Origin of the sequence: Streptomyces globisporus C-1027, assembly GCF_000261345.2 — a bacterium.
GTDB classification, from domain to species: domain Bacteria; phylum Actinomycetota; class Actinomycetes; order Streptomycetales; family Streptomycetaceae; genus Streptomyces; species Streptomyces pakalii.
In genome coordinates, this window is record NZ_CP013738.1 from 6692772 (window position 1) to 6716948 (window position 24177).

Genomic DNA, 24177 nt, shown 5'->3' on the forward strand with positions numbered 1-24177 from the left:
CGCGCAGCACGGTGGTTGCGGGGACAGCCGGCGTACGTGTGAGTTCGCAGCACGCCGGCCGCCCGGACACCTTCAACGTATGGCACTCCGTGACACCTGACAAGGCACCCAGTGCCAACAATTTCTCTCACTTGTCATCTCGTGGGCACGCATGAGCAACACGATGGGCGTTACGAGACGTTCTGTCCTGCTGGCAGGCGGTTACCGCCCCGCCCGATACACATACGGCGTCGTCGTCCCGAGCGCCGTGAAGCCGAGCCGGGCCAGGATCGGGGCGGACATGGCGCTCGCGTCGGCCTGGAGGTAGCGGTAGCCGCGGTCGGCCGCGATCCGTGCCCGGTACGCCACCAGGGCCCGGTAGATGCCCCTGCCGCGCCACTCGGCGACCGTCCCGCCGCCCCAGAGCCCTGCGAAGTCCGTCCCCGGGTACAGCTCCATACGGGCCGAGCTGACCGGCTCCCCGTCCGCCAGGACGACGAGCGCCACGACGTCCTCGGGGGCCTCCGCCAGCCGCTTCACGACCTGGTGCAGCAGCCGGGTCCCGTCCGTGCCGAACGCCCGCTCATGGGCCAGCGCCATCAGCTCCGCCCCCGCCGCGTCCGTCACCGGGCGCAGCGTGACGCCCTCGGGCAGGGCGAAAGGCCCGGTGAACAGCTCCGCCGGGGCCACCAGCAGGGTTTCCGGCGGCTCCGGGACGAACCCGGCCGCCCGCAGCCGGTCGCCCAGGTCGGCCGGCCGGTCGTGCCCGTAGAGCTTCCACTCGAACTCCGGGAGGCCGAGCGCCGCGCAGTGCGCGATCTGGGCCGCGATCGCCGCGTCGGCCCCCTCCGCGTCCAGGTCCGGGGACGACCAGACGACCCCGTTCCAGTCGTCGGGGCCGCCCACCTGGCGCACGAGGGGCCCGTCCCGCTCGACCCGGACACCGGGGCCGTCGGGACGGGCCTGCTCGCGCATCGTGCGGTCGTACAGGGCGCGTACGTCGTCGGTTCGCATGGCGGAACCCCACCACGGGACCGTGATGGCCGCGAACGGTTTACGGCCCCGTGCGCCGCGGGTCCCCCGCCCGGTCTCAGCGGTCCTTCAGTGCCTGCTGGATCGTCCGCATGACCTCGTCCAGCGGGGCGTCCGTACGCGCCACCGCGACGAGCACCTCGCCGTCCGTGGTCACCGAGGCGGCCGGGGCGCGCTCGGGCTCGGCCTGGGCGGTCCGCCCGGCCCCGATGCCCGTGCCGAAGGTGTCGCGCACGATGGCGAAGGCCCGGTCGAGCTGGGCCTCCACATCGCCCTGTCCGCCCGCCCGCAGCCAGCGGCGCAGAACATGGTTGTGCGCGGTGACGACGGCGGACGCGGCGACCTCCGCGAGCAGCGGGTCGTCGTTGCCCACATGGTGGTCGCGCTCGTCGAAGTGGCCCAGGAGATAGCGGGTGAACAGCCGCTCGTAGCGGGCCACCGACGCGATCTCGGCCTCCCTCAGGGTGGGCACCTCGCGGGTCAGTTTGTAACGGGCCACGGAGACGGCGGGCTTGGCCGCGTACATCTTCATGACTTCCTTGATGCCGCGGCAGACGGTGTCGAGCGGGTGCTCGTGCGCGGGGGCGGCGTTCAGGACGGCCTCGGCCCTGACGAGGGTGTCGTCGTGGTCCGGGAAGATGGCCTCTTCCTTGGAGCGGAAGTGGCGGAAGAAGGTCCGGCGGGCCACGCCCGCGGCGCCCGCGATCTCGTCGACGGTCGTCGCCTCGTAGCCCTTCGTGGCGAAGAGTTCCATCGCGGCGGCGGCCAGTTCGCGGCGCATCTTGAGCCGTTGGGCGGCCGCGCGCGATCCCGCGGTGGTCTCCGGGGCGTCGGTCGCGGCGGTGGCACGGGGTGACTTGGCGGGCTGGGACATGGCATGAACGTAACGCATCGGTGCAGGAGAGCGCGCCTGCGGGGGCGGGCCGCCGGAGGGTCCCAGCAGCCCGCCCCACCCGGCTCCCGGGTCAGCGACGGGCATATTCGCGGAAGCCGCGCCCCGTCTTGCGGCCGAGGCAGCCCGCGGCGACCAGGTGCTCCAGCAGCGGCGCGGGCGCCAGGCCCGGGTCGCGGAACTCCTTGTGCAGCACCTTCTCGATGGCCAGCGAGACGTCCAGGCCGACCACGTCGAGCAGTTCGAACGGGCCCATCGGATAGCCGCCGCCCAGCTTCATCGCCGCGTCGATGTCGTCCAGCGAGGCGTAGTGCTGCTCGACCATCTTGATCGCGTTGTTGAGGTACGGGAACAGCAGCGCGTTCACGATGAACCCGGCCCGGTCCCCGCAGTCCACCGGGTGCTTGCGGATCTTCCCGCAGACCGCGCGGACCGTGGCGTGCACCTCGTCGGCGGTCAGGACCGTACGGACCACCTCGACCAGCTTCATCGCGGGCGCCGGGTTGAAGAAGTGCATCCCGATGACGTCCTCGGGGCGCGCGGTCGCCCGGGCGACCGCGACGACCGGCAGCGAGGAGGTGGTGGTGGCGAGCACCGCGCCGGGACGGCAGACCTTGTCCAGGGCGGCGAACAGCTGCTGCTTGACCTCCAGGTCCTCGGCGACCGCCTCGACCGTGAGGTCGACCTCGGCGAACGCGTCCAGCGAACCCGCCGCCGTGATCCGCGCCAGCGTCTCGTCCCGGGCCTCGGCGCTCAGCCGCCCCTTGGACACCGAGCGCTCCAGGGACTTCGCGATCCGCCCCTTGGCGAGGTCCGCCTTCTCCTGGGTCCTGGCCGCCAGCACGACGCCGTAACCGGCCTTCGCGAAGACCTCGGCGATCCCGGACGCCATGGTGCCGGAGCCCGCGACGCCCACCGACGCCACCGCGCGCCCCGCGCCCGCCTCGGCGCCGGCCGCCGGGGTCAGCGCGTCGGGCACCACGTCCTGGCCGCCCGGGGCGTCGTACGTGTAGAAGCCGCGCCCGGCCTTCCGGCCGGTCAGGCCCGCGCTGCTGAGCTGCCCGAGGATCGGGGCCGGGGCGTGCAGCCGGTCGTGGGACTCGGCGTACATGGCCTCCAGGACCGTACGCGCGGTGTCGATGCCGATCAGGTCCAGCAGGGCGAGCGGGCCCATCGGCAGCCCGCAGCCCAGCTTCATCGCCGCGTCGATGTCCTCGCGGGACGCGTAGTTCGCCTCGTACATCGCGGCGGCCTGGTTGAGGTAGCCGAAGAGCAGCCCGTCCGCGACGAACCCCGGCCGGTCGCCGACCGCGACGGGCTCCTTGCCCAGTTCCCGGGCCAGCGCGGTGACGGCCTCGACGGCGGGCGGCGCGGTCAGCACCGAGGAGACCACCTCGACCAGCTTCATCGCGGGCGCCGGGTTGAAGAAGTGCAGGCCGAGCACGCGCTCGGGGCGCTGCGACTCGGCGGCCAGCCGGGTCACCGACAGGGCGTTGGTGCCGGTCGCCAGGATCGCGGTGGGCGAGACGACCGCGTCCAGCTCCCGGAACACCTGCTGCTTGATCTCGTACGACTCCGGCACCACCTCGATGACCAGCTCGGCATCGGCGGCGGCCTGGAGCGCGTCCGCGGTACGGAACCGGGCGAGCGCGGCGGCCCGCTCCTCCTCGGTGATCCGCCCGCGGCCCACGGCCCGTGCGGTGGACGCTTCGAGGGAGGCGACGGCCCCGAGGGCGGCCGCCTCGCTGATGTCGATGCCGATGACCTCACGGCCCGCCAGGGCCAGGACCTCGGCGATGCCGGTGCCCATGGTGCCGAGGCCGACGACGGCGATGGTGGAGAGAGGGGTGTCCATCACGGGACTCCAGGGTGAGTGACGACTGTGGGAGCACAGCGCGCGCGGCGATGAGGGAGCGGCGCGCGGCGTACGGAAGCTGCGTGTCGTGGAGCACGGGGCCGAGGCGCGAGGAGCGCGCGCCCGGCCGTGAGGGGTGACGGACTCTGTCCCGGAGTCGCGTCGCACGTAGAGCCGAACCGACAAGCACTCCGGGTGGCTGCGTCACCAGGCCACCGGAGCCTGCGGGGAGTGTGCCCCGCTCAGATGAGATTAACCGGCGGGTAACGAGCGCGCCACCCCTGCATCCGTGTGCCCTGGGCCACACGGGCTCGGCCGTCCCGCGCCGTACGGAGTGTGTCCGTCGATACGCTGAGCGTCATGGATGACGTCATGGACGAGGAGTTCCGTTCGCTCATGGACCGGCTGGAGCCAGAGGCGGCCGGATCGCCGCGGTACGCCCGGCTCGTCGCCGCCGAGGACCCCGAGGAGCTGGCCCGGGTCCTGGTGGAGCCGCACCAGCCGCTGTGGGCCCGGGAGATGGCCGCCTTCCGGCTCGGCTGCGCGGGCGACCGGCGGGCCTTCGAGGCGCTGGTGCTCCTGCTCAACCACCGCGACCCCGAACGCTGCGTCTCCGCCGCGCATGCCCTGGCCCGTCTGAACGACCCCCGAACGCCCCGGGCCGCCGCCGCGCTCGCCACCAACGCCCTGCGCACCGCCTACGCCCTGCACCCGGTGCGCCTGCTGACCGACCTGCGGGCCCCCGAGTCGGTGCCCGCCCTGGTCGCCACCCTGCAACGCCTGCTGGCCCCGGGCGAACCCCACTGGCGCGTCGCCCTGGCCTGCGTCGAGGGCCTCGGCCGGCTCGCCGACGAACAGGCCCGCCCGGTCCTCACGGCGGCCCTCCCGCACCCGCGACTGGCCGCGGCCGCCGCGGCGGCGCTCAGTCGGCTGCCGGAGGAGTGAGCGGGCGGACGGCCGGGGGAGTGAGCGGGCGAACGTAGCGCACCTCGGTCACCAGGGTCCCGCCCGCCAGGAACGTGTCCTCGCCCCCGTCCGGCCGGAACCCGGCCCGCTCGTAGAACCGGCGCGCCGGGCCGTTGCCCCGGAGCACCCACAGCGCCATGTCCGCGTGACCCGCGTCGGTGGCCCGGTCCGTCAGCTCGGCCAGCAGAGCGCGCCCGGTCCCGGTCCCGATCTGCTCGGGCAGGACGTAGATCGCGTAGAGCTCGCAGCCGGGGAGCCCGTGGTCCTCGGCGCGGTGCGGGCCGACGCAGGCCCAGCCGGTGACGGTCCCGTCGGGCCGTTCGGCGACCACGTTCACGGTCTCGCCGCGCTCCTCGAAGTACCGGCGCCGCTGCCCGGTCTCCTCGGCGATGTCCATCCGGTCCAGATACGGCTGCGGCAGCAGGCCCCGGTAGGCGTGCTGCCAGCCGCGCACCCGGATCGTGGCGACCGCCTCGCAGTCGTCGATCCGCATGTCGCGGATCAAGGTGCCGGGCGAGGACGGGGACGGGTCCGGGGGAGTCGTGGAGTGCCTCATGCGCATCCATCCTCGCGTGCTCCCTCGCACCGCGCGCCCTTGTTTTCGCCGGGCCGCCCGCGCACCCCTTGTCGCGGAGTGCGCGGGCGGCCCGTCCGGCTCAGCGGCGGAAGCCCAGCAGCCCGTGCAGACGGCTGCCCTTGCTGTTGTCCACCGACTGGGCCGCCGCCTTCTCGGCGGGCAGCGGCTTCGGCTCCGGCAGAGCGGCGCAGACCGCGTCCGCCTCGCCCCGGCCGCGCGGGACCGTGCCGTCGGTCAGATAGGCCGTCAGATGCTTGTCCAGGCAGTCGTTGCCGCTCAGCGTGATGCCGTGGTTGCCGCCGCCCTCCTCCACGACGAGGCTGGAGCCCTTGAGCTTGCGGTGCATGCTGACCGCGCCGCCGTACGGGGTCGCCGCGTCGTCGGTGGCCTGGAGGATGAGCGCCGGGGGCAGCTGCCGGTTGTTCACCGGGAGGGGCCGCAGCGGAGGCACCGGCCAGTTCGCGCACGGCGCGTTGTACCAGGTGTTGTTCCAGGTCATGAACGGCGCCTTCTTGTGGATCCGGCGGCTGTCGTTGCGCCAGGTGCTCCAGTGCTCGGGCCAGCCGGCGTCACGGCACTGGACGGCCGTGTAGACCGAGTAGCCGTTGTCGCCGCTCGCGTCGACCGCGCCGAAGTTCTCGTACACCTCGACCAGCGCCTCGGCGTCCCGGTTCTTCACGTACGCGGCGAACGCCTCGGCGAGGTAGGGCCAGTAGCCGTTGTAGTACCCGCCGGGCAGGAAGGTGTCCTCCAGCTCGCTCGCGCCGACCGTGCCGCCCGCGGGCTTGCGTGCCACGTCCGCCCGCATCCGGTACCAGGCGGCCTCGACCCGTGCGGGGTCGGTGCCCAGGCCGTAGGTGGCGTCGTTCTTCGCGACCCAGGCGGCGAAGGCCTTGTGCCGGTCGTCGAACGCGTGGTCCTGGCCGAGGTTGCCCTCGTACCAGACGTCGTCCGGGTCGACGACCGAGTCCAGCACCAGCCGGCGCACGCGCTCCGGGTACAGCTTGGCGTAGACCGCGCCCAGGTAGGTGCCGTAGGAGTAGCCGAAGTAGTTGAGCTGCCGCGAGCCCAGCGCCCGGCGGATCACGTCGAGGTCCTCGGCCGCGCTGACCGTGTCCATGTACGGCAGCACGTCGCCGTGCTTCTCGCCGCAGGCCCGGGCGAAGGACTCGGCCCGGTCGCGGTTGACCCGCTCGGCCCGGTAGGACGTGGGCACCGAGTCCGGGCGCACCGGATCGAAGTGTCCGGGCAGGCAGTTCAGGGCGGGCGTGCTCTTGCCGACGCCGCGTGGGTCGAAGCCGATCACGTCGTACTGCGCGGCCACCTTCTTCGGCAGCGAGGACGCCACGAACCCGGCCATCGACAGACCGCTGCCGCCCGGACCGCCCGGGTTGACCAGCAGAGGGCCCTGGAAGGTCTTCGCGGTGTGGGGGACGCGGGACAGGGCGAGCGTGACCTGACGGCCCGACGGGCGGCGGTGGTCCAGCGGGGCGCGGACCTTCGCGCACTGGAGCGTCGGGTAGCTCTCGGTCGGACAGTCGGTCCACTTCAGCTTCGGGGCGGGCGGCGTGCTCGCCGAGGTGGCGGCGGCCGGACCGGGCGCGGCGGTCAGCAGACCGGCGACGGTCGCGCCGACGGCGACCAGAATTCCTGCACGTTTCGTCATGGGGCCTCCCGGAGTGGCGGGACGCGGCGCCGGATCACCGGTCCCCGCCGCATGCTCCCCGAATTCCCTCGCGGAAGGGCCCGTTCCGCGCGGAGTCGACCTGTACGGTCACGCCATCGGCCCCACGAGTCCCACCGGTGACCTTCAGGCCCCGCCGGCCCCACCGGCGGCCTTCAGAGCAGGGTCAGCTGGGTCGGTCCGGGCTCCGTGATGGCTGCCGGGGCGGGCGGGGCCGCCGGGGCGATCCGGCGGGCCTCGCCCCGGTGCGCCGGGCCGATCCCGAACTCGTCCGCCAGCTCGTGCACCTGACGGGTGATCCGGCGCTGGTACCAGGTGGGGGCGTACGCCCCGCCCCCGTACATCCGCTCGTACCGCTCCACCAGGTGCGGGTGGTGCAGGCCCAGCCAGCGCAGATACCACTCGCGGGCGCCGGGGCGCAGATGCAGGACGAGCGGGGTCACCGAGACGGCCCCGGCCGCCGCGATCGCGGAGACCGTGGCGCGCAGCTGCTCCGGGCTGTCGCCGAGGAAGGGGATGACGGGCGCCATCAGGACCGAGCAGCCGATCCCGGCCTGCGTCAGCGTGTGGACGGCGTCGAGGCGGCGGCCGGGGGAGGGGGTGCCCGGCTCGACCGTCCGCCACAGCTCCCGGTCGGTGAAGCCCACGGAGACCGAGACGCCGATCTCGGTGACCTCGGCGGCCTGCCGCAGCAGCTCCAGGTCCCGCAGGATGAGCGTGCCCTTGGTCAGGATGGAGAACGGGTTGGCCCGGTCCCGCAGGGCGGTGATGATGCCGGGCATGAGCCGGTACCGGCCCTCGGCCCGCTGGTAGCAGTCCACGTTCGTGCCCATGGCGATGTGCTCGCCCCGCCAGTGCCGGGAGGCCAGCTCCCGCTGGAGCAGCTCTGCGGCGTTGATCTTGACGACGATCTGCGAGTCGAAGCCGATGCCGGTGTCCAGGTCCAGATAGCCGTGGGTCTTGCGGGCGAAGCAGTACACACAGGCGTGCGAGCAGCCCCGGTACGGGTTCACCGTCCATTCGAACGGCATCCGCGAGGCCCCGGGCACCCGGTTCAGGATCGAACGGGCCCGGATCTCGTGGAACGTGATGCCCCGGAACTCCGGGGTGTCGAACGTGCGCGTGGTCACCGCGTCCGCGGCGAAGAGCGCGCTGTCCCTGGTCGTCGAGTCGTTCTCGACCAAATTGTCCCAGCGCATGGACGCCTCCTCGGTAGCACTCCTCGCAGAATAGAACACTTGTTCCCTTGATCGTGCGAGGCGGCCCCAGGGCTAGCCTGTGGCGCACCGAGAAGCCCCTACCGGACCGGGAGGTCCCGACCATGGCCGGCAAGTTCACCGAGCTCGCGATCGACTGCGCCGACCCCGTGGCCCTGGCCCGCTTCTGGTGCTCGGTCCTCGACTACGAGGTGCAGGGAGTGGAGGAGGGGGAGGAGGTCGTCACCATCGGCCCGCCCTCGGTGCCCGAGGGGAAGAACCGGCCCGGCCCGGTGCCGCCGGCGCTGACCTTCGCGCGCGTCCCCGAGGGCAAGACCGTCAAGAACCGGCTCCACATCGACGTCAACCCCACCGACCGGGAGCAGCACGAGGAGGTCGAACGGCTGCTCGCGCTCGGCGCCCGGCGCGCCGACGTCGGACAGGGCGGGGCGAGCTGGGTCGTCCTCACCGACCCGGAGGGCAACGAGTTCTGCGTCCTCGCGACCCGCTGTCCCTGACCCCGTCCGGCCCCGATTTTGAGCGGCCGTACCCGAGGTGGTTGGCTCAGCACACCCCCCGAACCACGGATTGCTGGAGGAACAGCCATGGCGCAGGTCGAGGCGACGACGGAGCGGATCATCGCGGCGGACGCAGAGGCGGTGTTCGACGCGCTGGCCGACTACAAGGACGTCCGCGGCAAGGTGCTGACCGGGCACTTCAGCGAGTACGAGGTCCGGGAGGGCGGCGACGGCGAGGGCACCCTCGTGCACTGGAAGCTCCAGGCGACCAGCAAGCGCGTCCGCGACTGCCTGCTGGAGGTCAGCGAGCCGACCGACGGGCAGCTCGTCGAGAAGGACCGCAACTCCTCCATGGTCACCACCTGGACCGTCACCCCGGCCGGTGAGGGGAAGTCCAAGGCCGTCGTGGTCACGGTCTGGGACGGCGCGGGCGGCATCGGCGGGTTCTTCGAGCGGACCTTCGCCCCCAAGGGCCTCGCCCGTATCTACGACGAGCTGCTCCAGAACCTCGCCACCGAGGTCGAGAAGTAGGGCCGACCGGCGATCGGGGGCCGGCCCGTCCGGCCCCCGCACGACGACCGGCCTCACCGGAACGAGTGGTTTTCCGGAACGACCGGTTGTGCGCCGTAGTGGCTCCCACCGGCGCATAAGCCCTCCGTGCGCGCCGCGTACGCCCCTCGTCACGTTTGCCCCGCCTTGCCGCGCGATGCGACAAATGGGCGGCGCAGGTGCGACGAGGGGAGCGTTACGTGGTGGGCGGAATCACGCTGGTGAAGGACGAGCCGGACGGCACCGGACCCGACGGCCCGGATCCGGACGGCACGACGGCGGCCGTCGAAACCGCCGCACCGCCCCTGCCACCCCCTCCGGCCGGACCCGGACCCGGGCAGGCGGCCGTGGAGATCAGCCCCCGCAAGGTCCGCATGGTCTTCCTCGGGCTGATGCTCACCCTGCTGCTCGCGGCGCTCGACCAGATGATCGTCGCCACCGCGCTGCCCAGGATCGTCGGTGAGCTGCACGGCCTGGAGAAGATGTCCTGGGCGGTCACCGCCTATCTCCTCGCCTCCACCATCGTCCTGCCGCTCTACGGCAAGCTCGGCGACCTCTTCGGCCGCAAGGGCGTCTTCCAGTTCGCCATCGTCGTCTTCATCATCGGCTCCGCCCTCGCGGGCTGGTCGCGCACCATGGACGAACTGATCGCCTTCCGCGCCCTCCAGGGCATCGGCGGCGGCGGTCTCATGATCGGCGTCCAGGCGATCATCGCGGACATCGTCCCCGCCCGGGAGCGCGGCCGCTACATGGGCCTCATCGGCGCGGTCTTCGGCCTCGCCTCGGTCGCCGGACCCCTGCTCGGCGGCTTCTTCACCGACCACGCCTCCTGGCGCTGGTGCTTCTACATCAACGTCCCCTTCGGCCTGGTCACCCTGGCCGTCATCGCGGTCGTCCTCAAGCTGCCCCGGCCCGCCGTACGCCCCCGGCTCGACGTCCTGGGAGCGGCGCTCCTCGCCGCCGCCTCCACCTGCCTGGTGCTGGTGACCAGTTGGGGCGGCACCGAGTACGCCTGGGGCTCGCGCACCATCCTGGGCCTGACGGCGGGCGCGGTCGTCACGACGGTGCTCTTCGTCGCCGTGGAACACCGGGCCGCAGAACCGATCATTCCGCTACGGCTGTTCCGTGACTCCGTCTTCAACGTCACCGGCCTGGTCGGCGCGGTCGTCGGCATCGCGCTCTTCGGGGCCGCCAGCTACCTCCCGACCTATCTCCAGATGGTCGACGGGGTCAGCGCCACCGAATCCGGGCTGCTGATGCTCCCGATGATGATGGGCATCGTCGGCGGCTCCATCGTCTCGGGCCAGCTCGTCACCCGCACCGGCCGCTACCGGATCTACCCGATCGTCGGCAGCGCCGTCTCGGTGGTCGGCATGGGTCTGCTGTCCCTGCTGGAGGCGGACACCTCCCCGCTGGTGTACAGCCTCTACCAGGCCGTCCTCGGCCTCGGCATCGGACTGGTCATGTCCGTCCTCGTGCTCGCCGTGCAGAACTCCGTACGCCCCTCGGACCTCGGCACCGCCACCAGCGCCAACAACTACTTCCGGCAGATCGGCGGCAGCGTCGGCGCGGCGATCTTCGGCACGCTGCTCGCCGGGCGGCTCTCCGACGCGCTCGGCGTCCGGCTGCCCACCGGCGCGGAGCTGCCCGACCCCGAGTCGATCACCCCGCAGATCGTCCACACGATGGAACCCGCGCTGCGCGACGCCTACATCCAGGCGTACGTCGACGCGATGCCGCGCATCTTCCTCTACCTCGTGCCGGTCCTCGTGCTCGGCCTGATCCTCGCCTTCTTCCTCAAGGAGAAACCGCTGGTGTCCCACCACAGCCCCGAAGCCGCCGAGACCACCACGCAGATCCCCGCCGCCCGCGCCGACTCCGGCCACCTCGCCGGGGTCCCGGTGCACGGCAGTGTCCAGCACCCCGACGGCACGACCGTCCCCCGGGCCGCCCTCACCCTCATCGACGTCCAGGGGCAGCAGATCGGGCGCGGGGCCAGCGGCGAGGACGGGCGGTACGCGCTCAGCGTCCCGGGCGCCGGCTCCTACGTCCTGATCGCCGCGGCGGGCGGCCACCAGCCCCAGGCCGTCAGCGTCACCGTGGGCGAACGCCCCGTCGAGCTGGACGTGGTGCTCGGCGGCGCCGGACGCCTCGCCGGATCCGTCCTCACCCCCGACGGCGCCCCCGTACGCGACGCGGCCGTCACCCTCACCGACGTACGGGGCGAGGTCGTCGCCTCGACCCGTACCGGCCGCGAGGGCGGCTATGTCATCGGCGAGCTGATCGCGGGCGAGTACACCCTCGCCGCCAGCGCCCCCGCCTTCCGCCCCGCCGCCCTCCCGGTCAGCGTGCAGGCCGCCCGCGAGACCCGGCAGGACATCGAGCTGGCGGGCGGGGCCGTGCTGCGCGGCGTGGTCCGGGCCACCGGCGGACGGCCCGTCGAGGACGCCCGGGTCACCCTGCTCGACGCGGCGGGCAATGTGGTGGACACCCTCACCACCGGGTCCGACGGGTCGTTCCGGTTCGTCGACCTGTCGTCCGGCGAGTACACCGTGATCGCCGCCGGGTACCCGCCGGTCGCCACCGTCCTCCAGGTCGCGGGCGGCGGCCGCACCGAGCGCGACCTCCAGCTGGGCCACGAGGACTGAGGCGTACGGGGCGGGGGCCGGCGGGGCTTCAGGGCTCAGCCCCGGAGTTACGCCCGCCCCGCTTCGGCCCCGTCCCGCTCCCGTACCGGGTCCTCACGCACCAGCCGCATCAGCGACCGCGCCCCCGGGCTCAGGCTCCGCGCCCCCGGCAGCACCACCACGCTCTCGTACACCGGCCGGTGCGGGCCCGCCAGCTCCACCGCGACCAGTAGCGCCGCCTCCGGCTTACGCGAGAAGTGGTGCGGGACCACCGCGATCCCCAGCCCCTCCTGCACCAGCTCCAGCAGGCTGTGCACATCGTTGACCTCCAGGCCCACCGTCCGCCGCACCCCCGCCGCCGCGAACGCCTCGTCGGCGGCCCGGCGCGGCCCCCAGTCCGGGTGGAAGTCGATGAACGACGCCCCGGGCAGCTCCTCCCACGCCACCTCGGCCCGCCCGGCGAACGGGTGCCCCCCCGCACACAGCAGCACCATCGGCTCCCGGGCCAGCGGCACCAGCTCCCCGCGCCACTCCGCCGGGCTGACCGTCGCCGCGAACGCCAGGTCGAGCCGCCCGCCCGCCACCCCGTCCAGCAGGCTGCTGGTGCCCTCCTGCCGCAGCCTCAGCTCCATCTGCGGATGCTCCCGGTGGAACGCCGCCAGCAGCCGCGCCGGACTCACCCCCGCCACGCACTGCTCGACCCCCACCGTCAGCGTCCCGCGCAGCAGCCCCCGTACGGCGTCGACCGCGTCCCGCGCCGCCCGCGCCCCGGCCAGCGTGCGCTCCGCCTCCACCAGCAGCGCCCGCCCTGCCTCGGTGAGCCGGACCGTGCGCGTGGTGCGGCTGAACAACGGGGTCCGCAGCTCCTGCTCCAGGGCCCGTACGGAGGCGGAGAGCCCGGACTGCGAGACGGCGAGGCGCTCGGCGGCGCGGGTGAAGTGCTGCTCCTCCGCCACGGCGACGAAGTGCTCCAGCTGACGCAATTCCATGATTGAGCAATGTAGGCGATGAATCTGAGCGGAATCTCCTGTTGGACTGCTGGATCGATCTGCGGAAGCCTGGAGCCGTTCCCCTCAGTCCCCGGATCTCTCCAGCGGAGCCTGCCCATGTACCTGCCGTCCCCCGACCGCTACACCGCCATGCCCTACCGGCGCACCGGCCGCAGCGGTCTGCTGCTGCCCGCGCTCTCCCTCGGCCTCTGGCACAACTTCGGGGGAGACAGGACGCCCGAGACGCAGGGCGCCATCCTGCGCCGCGCCTTCGACCTCGGGATCACCCACTTCGACCTGGCCAACAACTACGGCCCGCCGCCCGGCTCCGCCGAAGAGACCCTGGGCCGCGCCCTGGCGACCGACTTCGCCCGGCTGCGCGACGAACTCGTCATCTCCACCAAGGCCGGCTACCACATGTGGGAGGGGCCGTACGGGGAGTGGGGCTCGCGGAAGTACCTGCGCTCCTCGCTCGACCAGAGCCTCAAGCGCCTCGGTGTCGAGTACGTCGACATCTTCTACTCCCACCGCCCCGACCCGGACACCCCGCTCGAAGAGACCATGGGCGCGCTCGACTCCGCCGTCCGGCAGGGCAAGACCCTCTACGTCGGCCTCTCCAACTACTCCGCCGCGCAGACCCGTGAGGCCGCGGCGATCCTGAAGGACCTCGGCACCCCGCTCCTCATCCACCAGCCCCGCTACTCGATGCTCGACCGCCGCATCGAGGACGACGGGCTGCCGGACGTCCTGGACGAGCTGGGCGCCGGGTCCATCGCCTACTCCCCGCTGGAGCAGGGCATCCTCACCGACCGCTATCTGAACGGCATTCCGGCCGGGTCCCGGGCGGCAGGGGACAGCCCCTTCCTGTCCGCCGACGCCGTCACCCCGCAGCTGGTGGAGCGGCTGCGCGCGCTGGACGCGCTGGCGAAGGAGCGTGGCCAGTCGCTCGCGCAGCTGGCCCTGGCGTGGGTGCTGCGCGGCGGCCGGCTCACCTCCGCCGTCGTCGGCGCGAGCAGCGTCGCGCAACTGGAGAACAGCGTCGAGGCCGCCCGGAACCTGGACTTCACCGAGGACGAGCTGTCCCGGATCGAGGAGCTGCTGCGGGACGCGAAGACGGGCTGACTCCGGTCGCGTACGGACAGCGGGTACGGACAGCAGGTCAGGCGCCGGAGAGCGGGACGGGCGGTGCGGCCGGCAGCACATGGTCGCCCGCCTTGTCCGTGCTCAGGCACAGCGAGCAGACCATGGCGTCATGGGCCGGGCAGGCGGCCAGATCCGGGCGCTCGAAGGTCTGCCGGCACACATGGCAGTCGTACGTGACCGGGCTCGGGTTGCCCTCGTCGTCCAGCAGCGGCACCGGGATGCCGTCGTCGCCGCGCCGCAGGTAGTACCGGCCCCGGGTGACGACCGCCATGACCGGGGTGAGGACGAAGGCGATCACCACGGCGGCCACGGGGGAGTAGGGCTGGACCGTGTCGCCGAAGGCGTGGAAGTACATCGCGATGGACAGCCCGGAGGCGGCGGTGAACGCGGTCACGCCGACCGGGTTGACCGCGTGGAGCATGCCCCGGCGGAACTCCGGCGCGTGCGGGGAGAGCTTCAGCAGGTACTTGTTGACCCCGATGTCGGTGGCGACGGTGACCACCCAGGCGATGGCGCAGTTGGAGTAGAAGCCCAGGATGCTGTTGAGGAAGCTGAACATGTCGGCCTCCATCAGGATCAGCGCGAAGGCCAGGTTGACCAGGACGAAGATCATGCGGCCGGGGTAGTGCTTGGTGACCCGGGTGAAGGAGTTCGTCCACGCCAGCGAGCCGGAGTAGGCGTTGGTCACGTTGATCTTGATCTGGCTGATCACGACCAGCACCACGGCCAGCGGCACCACCAGCCAGGACGGCATCATCGCCTCGAACGCCCCGCGGAACTGCTGGATCGGCTCGGTCGCCGCGGCCGGTCCCACCTCGGAGAGGATGTAGACGGCGAGGAAGACCCCGATGGCCTGCTTGATCGCCCCGAGCACCACCCAGCCGGGCCCGGCCATGACCATCGCCGTCCACCAACTGCGCCGGTTCGCCTCGGTCTTCGGCGGCATGAAGCGCAGATAGTCGATCTGCTCACCGATCTGTGCGATGAGCGAGAGGCAGACGCCCGCGCCGAGCAGCACGGAGGCCGTGTTCAGGCTGCCCTCGCCGTCGGTGCCCGCGTAGGCGAGGAAGCTGTCGACCGTGCCGGGGTCGGTGGCGACCAGATAGACCAGCGGGCCGACCATCAGCAGCAGCCATATGGGGGTGGTCCACACCTGGAGCTTGCTGAGCGCCTTCATCCCGTAGATGACGAGGGGGATGACCATCAGGGTGGAGACGGCGTAGCCGAGCCACAGCGGCAGCCCGAAGCCGAGCTTGAGGCCCTGGGCCATGATCGCGCCTTCGAGGGCGAAGAAGATGACGGTGAAGCTGGCGAAGATGACACCGGTGAGGACCGATCCGTAGTAGCCGAAGCCGGAGCCGCGGGTGATCAGGTCCAGGTCGATGTTGTAGCGGGCCGCGTAGTAGGCGAGCGGGAAACCGGTGATGAAGATGAGGGCCGCCGCGACGGTGATCGCGACCAGGGCGTTGCCGGTGCCGTGGGCCATGGCGATCCCGGCGCCGATGGAGAAGTCGGCCATGTAGGCGATGCCGCCGAGCGCGGTGGTCGCGACGACCATCGGGGTCCAGCGGCGGTAACTGCGCGGCGCGAAGCGGAGGGTGTAGTCCTCCAGCGTCTCCCGCACCGCCTGGGGTTCGTCGGGGACGGCGGGCGGTGCGGGGTCCGGCGGGGACGGTTCGGCGAGTTGCGTGCGGGTATCCATGGCGGGGGACGCTAGGCAGCCGCCGTTTCCCGCGCGTACGGCCGGTGTGAAGGCGGCGTTACGGTATACCAACGGGACGTCAGGGGGTGCGGGAGGGCAGGGGTTTCCTCCCCGCGCCTCAGGGAGCGATGCCCACCCCGTCGATCCGGCTCCAGGCCCGCTCCTGACCGGCGGTCATGGCGGGCCAGCCGAGCCCGCCCGGCCGGGGCAGCACCCGGGAGGCGTACGACGAGGGCCGGAACCCCGGGTCGTAGAAGCACCCGGTGCCGTACGTCCGGTCGAAGGCGGCACACGAGGCGGCCAGCGAACGCGCGGTGGGCTTGCGGCCGCTGCGGACCCAACGGTCAAGAGCGGCAACGGAGTTGGAGTACTCCGCGCTGCTCAGCCCGCTGTGCTCGCTCTCCCGGGTGAAGGACTGCACGAGCCGGTGCTCCCGGCCCGCGCCCCGCAGCGTGGCCCGGTAGGCGGCCTCGTGCTCCACGAACGCCGTGGGGTCGTCGATCGCGTGCAGGGTCAGGACGGGCAGGGACACCCGCCCGGTCAGGTCGCTGTCCCACGAGAGGTCCCGGCGCGCGGCCGGATCCGCCGAGAACCGCTCCACGCCCGCGTTCAGCGCCCGGTCGTCGTGCGAGCCGGTATACCGCACGCCCCGGTTGGAGAAGGGGTTACGTCCCTCCAGCCGGGTCGAGACGATGTCGCGGAAGGTGAACGTCGCGAACCGCAGATGCGACTCCAGGGACCGCTCCGGGATCCCGGTGACGGCCAGGATGTCGTCCAGGTTGCGCTGCTGGAGCGCGGTCCGGGCGGCAGGGTCGGCGTCGAACCCCGTGCACTCCCGCAGCCGGGCGCTCAGCCCGGCGGACGTCATCGTGGAGCCCGGACGCAGCCCCTGCCACAGCGGGTACTGCGGCTCGGTGGGGCGCGGGTGGTTGCCGCAGTAGTACTGGTAGACCACGCGCAGGTCCACCCGGTAGTCGTAGCCGCGCGAACCGCCGCCCAGGACGCCGTTGGTCAGCAGCACCCCGTCGTAGGCCCCGGGCTTCCTGCCGTACGTCTCCGCGACCTTGGCGGCGACGTTCCCGCCCCAGGACTGGCCGTGCAGATAGGTCCGCCCCGGCTTCCCGAACCGGTCGACGAAGACCCGGCGCACGCTCTCGGTGTCGGCCGCCGCCATCCGCGTCCCGTAGCCGCCGCGCCGGTACGAGGAGCCCGCCCAGGCGTACCCCTCCTCCACCATGACGGACCAGCGCTCCAGGTCCTCGGTCGAACGGGCCGGGTCCGACGCGTCGCCCAGGTCGGGCCCGCCGTGGGCGTGCACCACCAGGGAGCCGTTCCAGCGGATCGGGACGGCGAGCGCGTAGTGCGCCCCGTTCCCGTCCTGGCCGGTGTAACACCGCGCCTTTCCGGCCAGCGCCTCCGGGCAGTCGGCCGCGGCCGGGGCGGGGGCCGGGCTTCCGGCCGGGGCGGGCGCCGCCGGGGCCCGGCCCGCCGACCCGAGGAGCAGGGCCGCGACCGTGGCGGCCAGCGCGGCGGAGCGCAGCCGGTGGCGGCGGTACAGCGGCAGGGCGCGGACGGGGACATGGGGGGAGTTCACGGGGGCGGCTCCTGGCGGTTCTGCACAGGTGGCAGCGCCCGCGGGCGCTGCCACCGGAACGGTCTGTGCGGCTGCCCCGGCACGGGGTGTGCCGGGATGCCGGGATGCTAGGAAGCGCCGCACCCGGCGGAGAAGCCCCGCGCGCATTGCGTTCATAGTGTTCGCCCCGGCGGGCCGCAGCACACGCCCGCGGCCCGCCGCGTTGCGCGCCGCCAGGCCGCCGCCTCGCTCAGCCGGCGCTGCTCAGCCGGCGGCCGTCACCGCCGTCCTCACCAGCTCCATCACCTGGCCCACGATGTCCGCGCGGTTGCGCTCGAAGTCCGGGTCGGTGACCGTGCCCGTCTGCGGGTTCGTGTTCGCCGCACCGAACTGGAGGACCGGGGTGTGCAGATGGCCGCCCGGCAGGTCCGGCAGGCGGAGCCGGTCGCGCAGCAGGGTGACCCGGTAGGCGATCTCGTTGGAGAGGTAGTCGCCACCGCCCCCGGCCCGTGCCGCCGAGCCCGGGGTGGGGCCGTCGGGCCTGGTCACGGGCTGGGTGCCGCCCGCCGGGATCTCGGTGACCTCGGTGTTGTCGTACACCGGGAAGCGGCCCGTGTCCGCCTCGGTGAGCTGCCGGTACGGGAGGGTCGTGGACGTCCACTGCGGCTGCGTGGCCGGGTCGGTGACAGGGACGAGCCCGGTGCTGGAGGCGTTCTCGTTGTCGGCGAAGCCGCCGCGCCAGGCCCCGTTGGTGCGTTCCACGTCGAAGCGGCCCTGGCGGCCCTGGCTGACCGTGGTGAACAGGTCCAGGTGCGGCAGCTGCCGGGCGAGGGCCCGCTCGACGACGCCGTCGGCGAAGTCCGCCCAGCGCACCGGGAAGACGACGGTCTCGATCCGGGCCGGCCCGTCCGGCGTCTGCACCAGGGTGCCGTCCAGGGCGAGCGCGCTCGCGCCCGAGGGGTTGCCGATCCGGACGTCCCGGTCCAGCGTGAACGGGTCGAAGCCGGTGACCAGGACCCGCTTCGTGCGGTGGCCCGGGTAGCGGATGTCGCTCTGGCCGCGTGACGCGGTCTCCAGGGCGGAGTGCAGGGCTTCGCGTCGTCGGTCGTCGAGATCGAACCGGGGTGTCCAGGCGCGCAGTTCGCGGCTGAGCGCGAGCCGGGCCCAGTACAGCGGGCGGTCGTCGCCCCGGCTCAGGTCGCCCGTGGCGGGTCCTCGCCCCTGGGCGCGGTCCACGGCGCGCTGCCACAGCGCCGAGGCGTGGCGGGTCACGGTGCGCTCGGCCTGCGCATAACTCTTCGCGTGCTTCAGGGCTCGCTCGAAGCGCGGGGCGAAGGTGTCGAATCCGCTGCGCCGCAAGATCTCCTGCGGGGCGGCCCGGTCGAGGCGCTGCTCCTCGACGGTCGCCTCCGCGGGGGTGCGGGAGGTGTCCGCGGGGGAGGCGGTGGCGGGCAGGGCCGAACCCGCCAGGGTGAGCAGGAGCGCCATACCGCCCAGACCGATCCGGGCCGTTGCGGGGAGTTGGTGGGTCACACGGGTCCCTTTCGTTTCACCGGGTGGGGCCCCGCAGTATCGCGGCACGACCGGCGGCGATGCCATAGGGCACTGCGGCGCAGGGGCTCGTCAGGCGTCACCGGACAGGCCCTGGCGCGCCCGCCCCTCCCTGGCCCGCGTCGCTCACGGGGCGTACGGTGTGGCTGCATGAAGATCCTCATCAGCGCCGACATGGAAGGCGCCACCGGAGTCACCTGGCCGGCCGACGTGCTGCCGGGGACCCCGCAGTGGGAGCGCTGCCGGTCGATGTTCACCTCGGACGTGAACGCCGCCGCGCTCGGCTTCTACGACGGCGGCGCCGACGAGGTCCTGGTGAACGAGGCCCACTGGTCGATGCGCAATCTGCTGCTGGAGCACATGGACGAACGGGTCCAGATGCTGACCGGCAAGCACAAGTCGCTGTCCATGGTGGAGGGCATCCAGCACGGCGACGTGGACGCGGTGGCCTTCGTCGGCTACCACACGGGGGCCGGTACGGAGGGCGTCCTCGCCCACACCTACCTCGCCAACTCCATCACCGGCGTCTGGCTCGACGGCGTACGGGCCAGTGAGGGCCTGCTCAACGCGCACGTCGCCGCCGAGTACGGGGTGCCCGTCGTCCTCGTCACCGGCGACGACCTGACCTGCGTGGACGCCGAAGGGTATGCCCCCGGCGCCCGGAAGGTCGCCGTGAAGGACTACGTCTCCCGGTACGCGGCCGTCTGCCGTACCCCGGCCCGTACCGCCGCCGACATCAGGGCGGCGGCGAATGCGGCCACCGCGCTCGCGGGGCGTCGGGACCCCGTCGCCGGGAAGACGTTCACCGTCGAGCTGGAGTTCGACGCCGAGCATCTGGCGGCGGCGGCGACCGTCGTCCCCGGCGTGGCGCCGAGCGGCGAGAGGCGCGTCGCGTACACCAGCGCGACGATGTACGAAGGAATTCGCACGTTCAAGGCGGTGACGACGATCGTGTCGGCCGCTGTGGAGGAACAGTATGGCTGAGGCCCCCGACCTGCTCGGACCCGTGGACCGGCAGGCCCTCGACGAAGTGGTGGCGTTCACCTCCGGGCTGATCCGGATCGACACCACCAACCGGGGCGGCGGCGACTGCCGTGAGCGCCCGGCCGCCGAGTACGTCGCCGAGCGGCTCGCCGACGCCGGGATCGAGCCGACGCTGCTGGAGCGCACCCCCGGTCGGACCAACGTGGTCGCCCGGATCCCCGGCACCGACCCCTCGGCCGACGCGCTGCTCGTCCACGGTCACCTGGACGTGGTGCCCGCCGAACCCGCCGACTGGACCGTGCACCCGTTCTCCGGCGAGGTGCGCGACGGGGTCGTCTGGGGGAGGGGCGCCGTCGACATGAAGAACATGGACGCGATGGTCCTCTCCGTCGTACGGAACTGGGCCCGCGAGGGCTTCCGCCCGGCGCGCGACATCGTCATCGCCTACACCGCCGACGAGGAGGACAGCGCCGCCGACGGCTCCGGCTTCCTCACCGAGCAGCACGCCGACCTGTTCGAGGGCTGTACGGAGGGGATCAGCGAGTCCGGGGCCTTCACCTTCCACGCGGGCGACGGCCTCTCGCTGTACCCGATCGCGGCGGGCGAGCGCGGCACCGGCTGGCTGAAGCTGACCGCCGAGGGCCGGGCCGGGCACGGCTCCAAGGTCAACCGGGAGAACGCGGTGAGCGCGCTGGCCGCCGCCGTCGCCCGGATCGGCGAGCACGAGTGGCCCATCCGCCTCACCCCGACCGTCCGGGCCGCGATCACCGAGATCGCCGCCCTGCACGGCATCACCGCCGACCTCGACGACCCCGGCTTCGACGTCGCCCAGCTCCTCGGCAAGCTCGGCCCGGCCGCTTCCCTCGTCGAGAACACCGTCCGCAACAGCAGCAACCCGACGATGCTGGAAGCCGGTTACAAGGTCAACGTCATCCCCGGTCACGCCTCCGCCTTCATCGACGGCCGGACGGTCCCGGGCGGCGACGAGGAGTTCCACGCCACCCTGGACCGGCTCACCGGCCCGCTCGTCGACTGGGAGTTCTACCACCGCGAGGAGGCTCTGACGGCCCCGGTCGACTCACCGACGTACGCCAAGCTGCGGGCCGCCGTCGAGCGGTTCGACCCGGGCGCGCACACCGTCCCGTACTGCATGTCGGGCGGCACCGACGCCAAGCAGTTCTCCCGGCTCGGCATCACCGGCTACGGTTTCACCCCGCTGAAGCTGCCCGCCGGCTTCGACTACCAGCGGCTCTTCCACGGCGTCGACGAGCGTGTCCCCGTCGACGCCCTCCACTTCGGCGTCCGCGTCCTCGACCACTACCTGCGCACGGCCTGACCGACCTGTCCCCGGGGGGAACGACCTACGTGAACACCGTGCCCGCAGCAGCAGCGCCGTACGGCACCTGGCCGTCGCCGATCGACGCGGCGCTCGCCGCCTCGCACGACGGCCGGCCCGACCACCTCGGCACCGTCGGCGACGAGCTCTGGTGGACCGAGCCGCGCCCCGCCGAGGGCGGCCGCCGCGCGCTGATCCGCCGCCGCGCGGACGGCACCACCGCACCCGCGCTGCCAGCCCCCTGGAACGCCCGCAGCCGGGTGATCGAGTACGGCGGACAGCCCTGGGCCGGAACGGTCCGAGCGGACGGCGAACTCCTCGTGGTGTTCGTGCACTTCACGGACCAGCGGCTCTACGCCTACGCCCCCGACGGGCCGGAGGATCCCTGGCCGCTCACCCCCCTCTCCGAGGTCGGCGGCGGGCTGCGCTGGGTGGACCCGCAGGTGCGCCCGGAGCAGGGCGCTGCGGGCGAAGTCTGGTGCGTGCTGGAGGAGTTCACCGGACCCGCCCCCACCGATGTGCGACGGGTCGTCGCCGCCGTACCGCTGGACGGCTCGGCGGCCGACGACCGCACGGCGGTCCGTGAACTCTCCGACGACCGGCACCGGTTCGTCACCGGACCCAAGGTCTCCCACCACGGGCGGCGGGCCGCCTGGATCGCCTGGGACCACCCGGCGATGCCCTGGGACGGCACGGTGGTCATGCTGGCCGACATCACCGAAGCGGGCGAATTCACCGGGGTCCGGCCGCTCGTCGGGGACCTCGACGAATCGGTCTGCCAGGTGGAGTGGGACCGCGACGGCAGCCTCCTGTTCGTCTCCGACCTCTCCGGCTGGTGGGAGCTGCAGCGCATCCGCCCCGACGCCGTCGCGGGCGGCGTGGTCCCCAGCAGCCGCCTCCTGCCGCCCAGGGGCGAGGAGTTCGGCGGACCGCTCTGGAAGATCGGGCTGCGCTGGTTCCACCCGCTGGACAACGGGCTGATCGCCGTCCTGCACGGCAAGGGCGACCACCGCCTCGGCGTCCTCGACCCGGAGACCGGCGAACTCGCCGACGCCCCGGGCCCCTGGACCGCCTGGTCCGACACGCTCACCGTGCACGGCAGCCGGGTCGTCGGCGTCGCGGCGAGCCCCCGCAGCGCGCCCGAGGTCGTCGAGCTGGACACCACGACCGGACGCAGCCGCGCCATCGGCGCACCCCACCGGGACGCGGTGGACCCCGCGTACTACCCGGCGCCCGAGCAGCGGACCTTCACCGGTCCCGACGGCCGCGAGATCCACGCCCACATCCACCCGCCGCACCACCCAGAACACACAGGACCCAAGGGCGAGAAGCCCCCGTACGTCGTCTGGGCGCACGGCGGTCCCACCGGCCACTCCCCGCTCGTCCTCGACCTGGAGATCGCCTACTTCACCTCGCGCGGCATCGGCGTCGCCGAGGTGAACTACGGCGGCTCCACCGGCTACGGACGCGCTTACCGCGAACGGCTCCGCGGCGCCTGGGGCCTGGTCGACGTGGCGGACTGCGCGGCCGTCGCCTCGGCCCTGGTCGAGGAGGGCGCCGCCGATCCGGACCGGCTCGCGATCCGGGGCGGCAGCGCGGGCGGCTGGACCACCGCCGCCTCCCTGACCAGCACCGACCTCTACGCCTGCGGGACGATCCTCTACCCGATCCTGGACCTCGAAGGGTGGGCCACCGACGAGACCCACGACTTCGAATCGCGGTATCTGGAGTCGCTCGTCGGCCCGTTCGCCGAGGTGCCCGAGCGCTACCGGGAACGTTCCCCGATGAACCGCACCGACCGGCTGAACACCCCGTTCCTGCTGCTCCAGGGCCTCGACGACGTGATCTGCCCGCCCGCCCAGAGCGAGCGGTTCCTCGCCGCCGTGGCCGGTCGGGGCATCGCCCACGCCTACGTCGCCTTCGCCGGGGAGAGCCACGGATTCCGGCGTGTGGAGACGCTGATCCGCGCACTGGAGGCCGAACTCTCCCTCTACGCACAGACATTCGGCATCGACCGGCCCGACGTACCGCCCCTGGAGCTGACCACATGACCCGCCAGGACCCCGGCCCGGCCACCCCGCTCGCCCGGCCGGCCCGGCTGCGTCCCGGCTCCCGGGTCGCCGTCGTCGCGCCCAGCGGACCGGTCCCCGCCGACCGGCTGGAGGAAGGCCTCGCCGTCCTGCGCGACTGGGGCCTCGAACCCGTCGTCGGGCCGCATGTCCGCTCCACGCACCCGGAGTTGGAATACCTCGCGGGGACGGACGCGGACCGGGCGGCGGACCTTCAGGCCGCGTGGTGCGACCCGTCCGTGGAGGCCGTGCTCTGCGCCCGGGGCGGCTTCGGCGCACACCGGATGGTCGACCTCGTCGACTGGGCGGCGATCCGGGCCTCCGGGCCCAAGGTGTTCGTCGGCTACAGCGACATCACCGTGCTGCACGAGGCGTTCGCCCTGCGGGCCGGGTTCGCCACCCTGCACGGACCGATGGTCGCCACCGAGACGTTCCTCAAGGACGCGCCGACCCGCGAGCACCTGCGCGCCACCCTCTTCGAGCCGGAGACCGTACGCACCCTCGGCCTCACATCGGCCGGGGCCCTGGTCCCCGGCGGGGCCGAAGGCGTCCTCTACGGCGGATGCGTCAGCCTCCTGGCCGCCGACACCGGCACTCCGGGCGGCCGGTCCCACGCCCGGGGTAATCTGCTGGTGATCGAGGACACCGGGGAGGAGCCCTACCGGCTCGACGGCATCCTCACCCGGCTCCTGCGCTCCGGCGCCCTGACCGGGGTCGCCGGAGTGGCCTGCGGCTCCTGGCAGGAGTGCGGCCCGTACGAGAAGATCCGCGCCGTGCTCGCCGACCGGTTCGGCCCGCTGGGCATACCCGTGGTCGAGGAGCTGGGGTTCGGCCACGGGGCGACCGCGCTGACGATTCCCCTGGGTCTGCCCGCGGTGCTCGACGCACCGGCGGACGGCGGGCGTTGCACGCTCACCGTCCAGGTGCCCGCCCTCCTCTGAGCCTCCTCGGCCTC

At 72.9% G+C, this 24177-nt stretch carries 19 protein-coding genes; 9 read left to right on the forward strand and 10 right to left on the reverse strand.

All coding sequences use genetic code 11. From position 1 onward, the window contains the following. Positions 1–201: 201 nt before the first annotated feature. The 3 genes from WQO_RS29555 to WQO_RS29565 all read right to left on the reverse strand — a co-directional run bounded on the left by WQO_RS29555 (position 202) and on the right by WQO_RS29565 (position 3758). Positions 202–993, reverse strand: a complete 792-nt coding sequence (locus tag WQO_RS29555) for a GNAT family N-acetyltransferase (protein WP_010058357.1) — start codon at positions 991–993, stop codon at positions 202–204. 76 nt (positions 994–1069) lie between these two features. Beyond that, entirely contained in the window at positions 1070–1885 is an 816-nt protein-coding gene (locus tag WQO_RS29560; protein ID WP_010058356.1) for a TetR family transcriptional regulator, read from the reverse strand. A 91-nt stretch (positions 1886–1976) separates the two neighbouring features. Further along, entirely contained in the window at positions 1977–3758 is a 1782-nt protein-coding gene (locus WQO_RS29565; protein WP_010058355.1) for a 3-hydroxyacyl-CoA dehydrogenase family protein, read from the reverse strand. A gap of 360 nt (positions 3759–4118) precedes the next feature. On the opposite strand from WQO_RS29565, the gene WQO_RS29570 reads away from it, so the two are divergent. Continuing rightward, positions 4119–4703: an adenylosuccinate lyase gene (locus tag WQO_RS29570; RefSeq protein ID WP_010058354.1), complete on the forward strand. Its 585-nt coding sequence runs from the start codon at positions 4119–4121 to the stop codon at positions 4701–4703. Here WQO_RS29570 and WQO_RS29575 read toward each other — a convergent pair. The 3 genes from WQO_RS29575 to WQO_RS29585 all read right to left on the reverse strand — a co-directional run bounded on the left by WQO_RS29575 (position 4681) and on the right by WQO_RS29585 (position 8184). Next, the gene (locus tag WQO_RS29575; RefSeq protein WP_010058353.1) at positions 4681–5280 is read right to left on the reverse strand and encodes a GNAT family N-acetyltransferase; all 600 of its coding nucleotides are present in this window, start codon (positions 5278–5280) and stop codon (positions 4681–4683) included. The genes WQO_RS29570 and WQO_RS29575 overlap by 23 nt on opposite strands. A gap of 100 nt (positions 5281–5380) precedes the next feature. Next, positions 5381–6967: an alpha/beta hydrolase gene (locus WQO_RS29580; RefSeq protein ID WP_010058351.1), complete on the reverse strand. Its 1587-nt coding sequence runs from the start codon at positions 6965–6967 to the stop codon at positions 5381–5383. Between the two features lie 173 nt (positions 6968–7140). Continuing rightward, complete coding sequence (locus tag WQO_RS29585) at positions 7141–8184, reverse strand: Rv2578c family radical SAM protein (RefSeq protein WP_010058350.1); 1044 nt, start codon at positions 8182–8184, stop codon at positions 7141–7143. Between the two features lie 122 nt (positions 8185–8306). Between WQO_RS29585 and WQO_RS29590 the strand changes: the two genes are divergently transcribed. The 3 genes from WQO_RS29590 (at position 8307) to WQO_RS29600 (ending at position 11896) form a co-directional block, all read left to right on the forward strand. Beyond that, the gene (locus tag WQO_RS29590) at positions 8307–8699 is read left to right on the forward strand and encodes a VOC family protein (protein ID WP_010058349.1); all 393 of its coding nucleotides are present in this window, start codon (positions 8307–8309) and stop codon (positions 8697–8699) included. 87 nt (positions 8700–8786) lie between these two features. Next, entirely contained in the window at positions 8787–9230 is a 444-nt protein-coding gene (locus WQO_RS29595; RefSeq protein WP_006128721.1) for an SRPBCC family protein, read from the forward strand. A 218-nt stretch (positions 9231–9448) separates the two neighbouring features. Continuing rightward, complete coding sequence (locus WQO_RS29600; RefSeq protein WP_010058348.1) at positions 9449–11896, forward strand: MFS transporter; 2448 nt, start codon at positions 9449–9451, stop codon at positions 11894–11896. Positions 11897–11943: 47 nt separating this feature from the next. Here WQO_RS29600 and WQO_RS29605 read toward each other — a convergent pair whose 3' ends face one another. Next, a complete protein-coding gene (locus tag WQO_RS29605; RefSeq protein ID WP_029182080.1) occupies positions 11944–12864 on the reverse strand; it encodes a LysR family transcriptional regulator in 921 nt (306 codons plus the stop codon). 117 nt (positions 12865–12981) lie between these two features. On the opposite strand from WQO_RS29605, the gene WQO_RS29610 reads away from it, so the two are divergent. Further along, on the forward strand, positions 12982–13986 hold the full coding sequence (locus tag WQO_RS29610; RefSeq protein ID WP_010058346.1) for an aldo/keto reductase: 1005 nt from the start codon (positions 12982–12984) through the stop codon (positions 13984–13986). 37 nt (positions 13987–14023) lie between these two features. Here the strand turns inward: WQO_RS29610 and WQO_RS29615 are convergent, their stop codons facing one another. The 3 genes from WQO_RS29615 to WQO_RS29625 form a co-directional block, all read right to left on the reverse strand. After that, complete coding sequence (locus WQO_RS29615) at positions 14024–15709, reverse strand: purine-cytosine permease family protein (protein ID WP_058954143.1); 1686 nt, start codon at positions 15707–15709, stop codon at positions 14024–14026. Positions 15710–15827: 118 nt separating this feature from the next. Then, complete coding sequence (locus tag WQO_RS29620) at positions 15828–17303, reverse strand: alpha/beta hydrolase (protein ID WP_010058342.1); 1476 nt, start codon at positions 17301–17303, stop codon at positions 15828–15830. 243 nt (positions 17304–17546) lie between these two features. Beyond that, positions 17547–18815 carry a pyroglutamyl-peptidase I gene (locus WQO_RS29625; protein WP_029182078.1) on the reverse strand — a complete coding sequence of 423 codons (1269 nt, stop codon included), beginning with the start codon at positions 18813–18815 and terminating at the stop codon, positions 17547–17549. Between the two features lie 168 nt (positions 18816–18983). Between WQO_RS29625 and WQO_RS29630 the strand changes: the two genes are divergently transcribed. From WQO_RS29630 to WQO_RS29645, 4 genes are read left to right on the forward strand one after another with little or no spacing between them, the layout of a single operon-like run. Beyond that, the gene (locus tag WQO_RS29630) at positions 18984–19817 is read left to right on the forward strand and encodes a M55 family metallopeptidase (RefSeq protein WP_010058338.1); all 834 of its coding nucleotides are present in this window, start codon (positions 18984–18986) and stop codon (positions 19815–19817) included. Further along, positions 19810–21153, forward strand: coding sequence for a M20/M25/M40 family metallo-hydrolase (locus WQO_RS29635; protein WP_010058337.1), 1344 nt, complete (start codon positions 19810–19812; stop codon positions 21151–21153). Before WQO_RS29630 ends, WQO_RS29635 begins: the two co-directional genes overlap by 8 nt. 29 nt (positions 21154–21182) lie before the next feature. Then, on the forward strand, positions 21183–23204 hold the full coding sequence (locus WQO_RS29640) for a S9 family peptidase (protein WP_010058336.1): 2022 nt from the start codon (positions 21183–21185) through the stop codon (positions 23202–23204). Beyond that, positions 23201–24163, forward strand: a complete 963-nt coding sequence (locus WQO_RS29645) for a S66 peptidase family protein (RefSeq protein ID WP_010058335.1) — start codon at positions 23201–23203, stop codon at positions 24161–24163. The genes WQO_RS29640 and WQO_RS29645 overlap by 4 nt, the downstream gene beginning before the upstream one ends. The last annotated feature ends 14 nt before the right edge of the window (positions 24164–24177 follow it).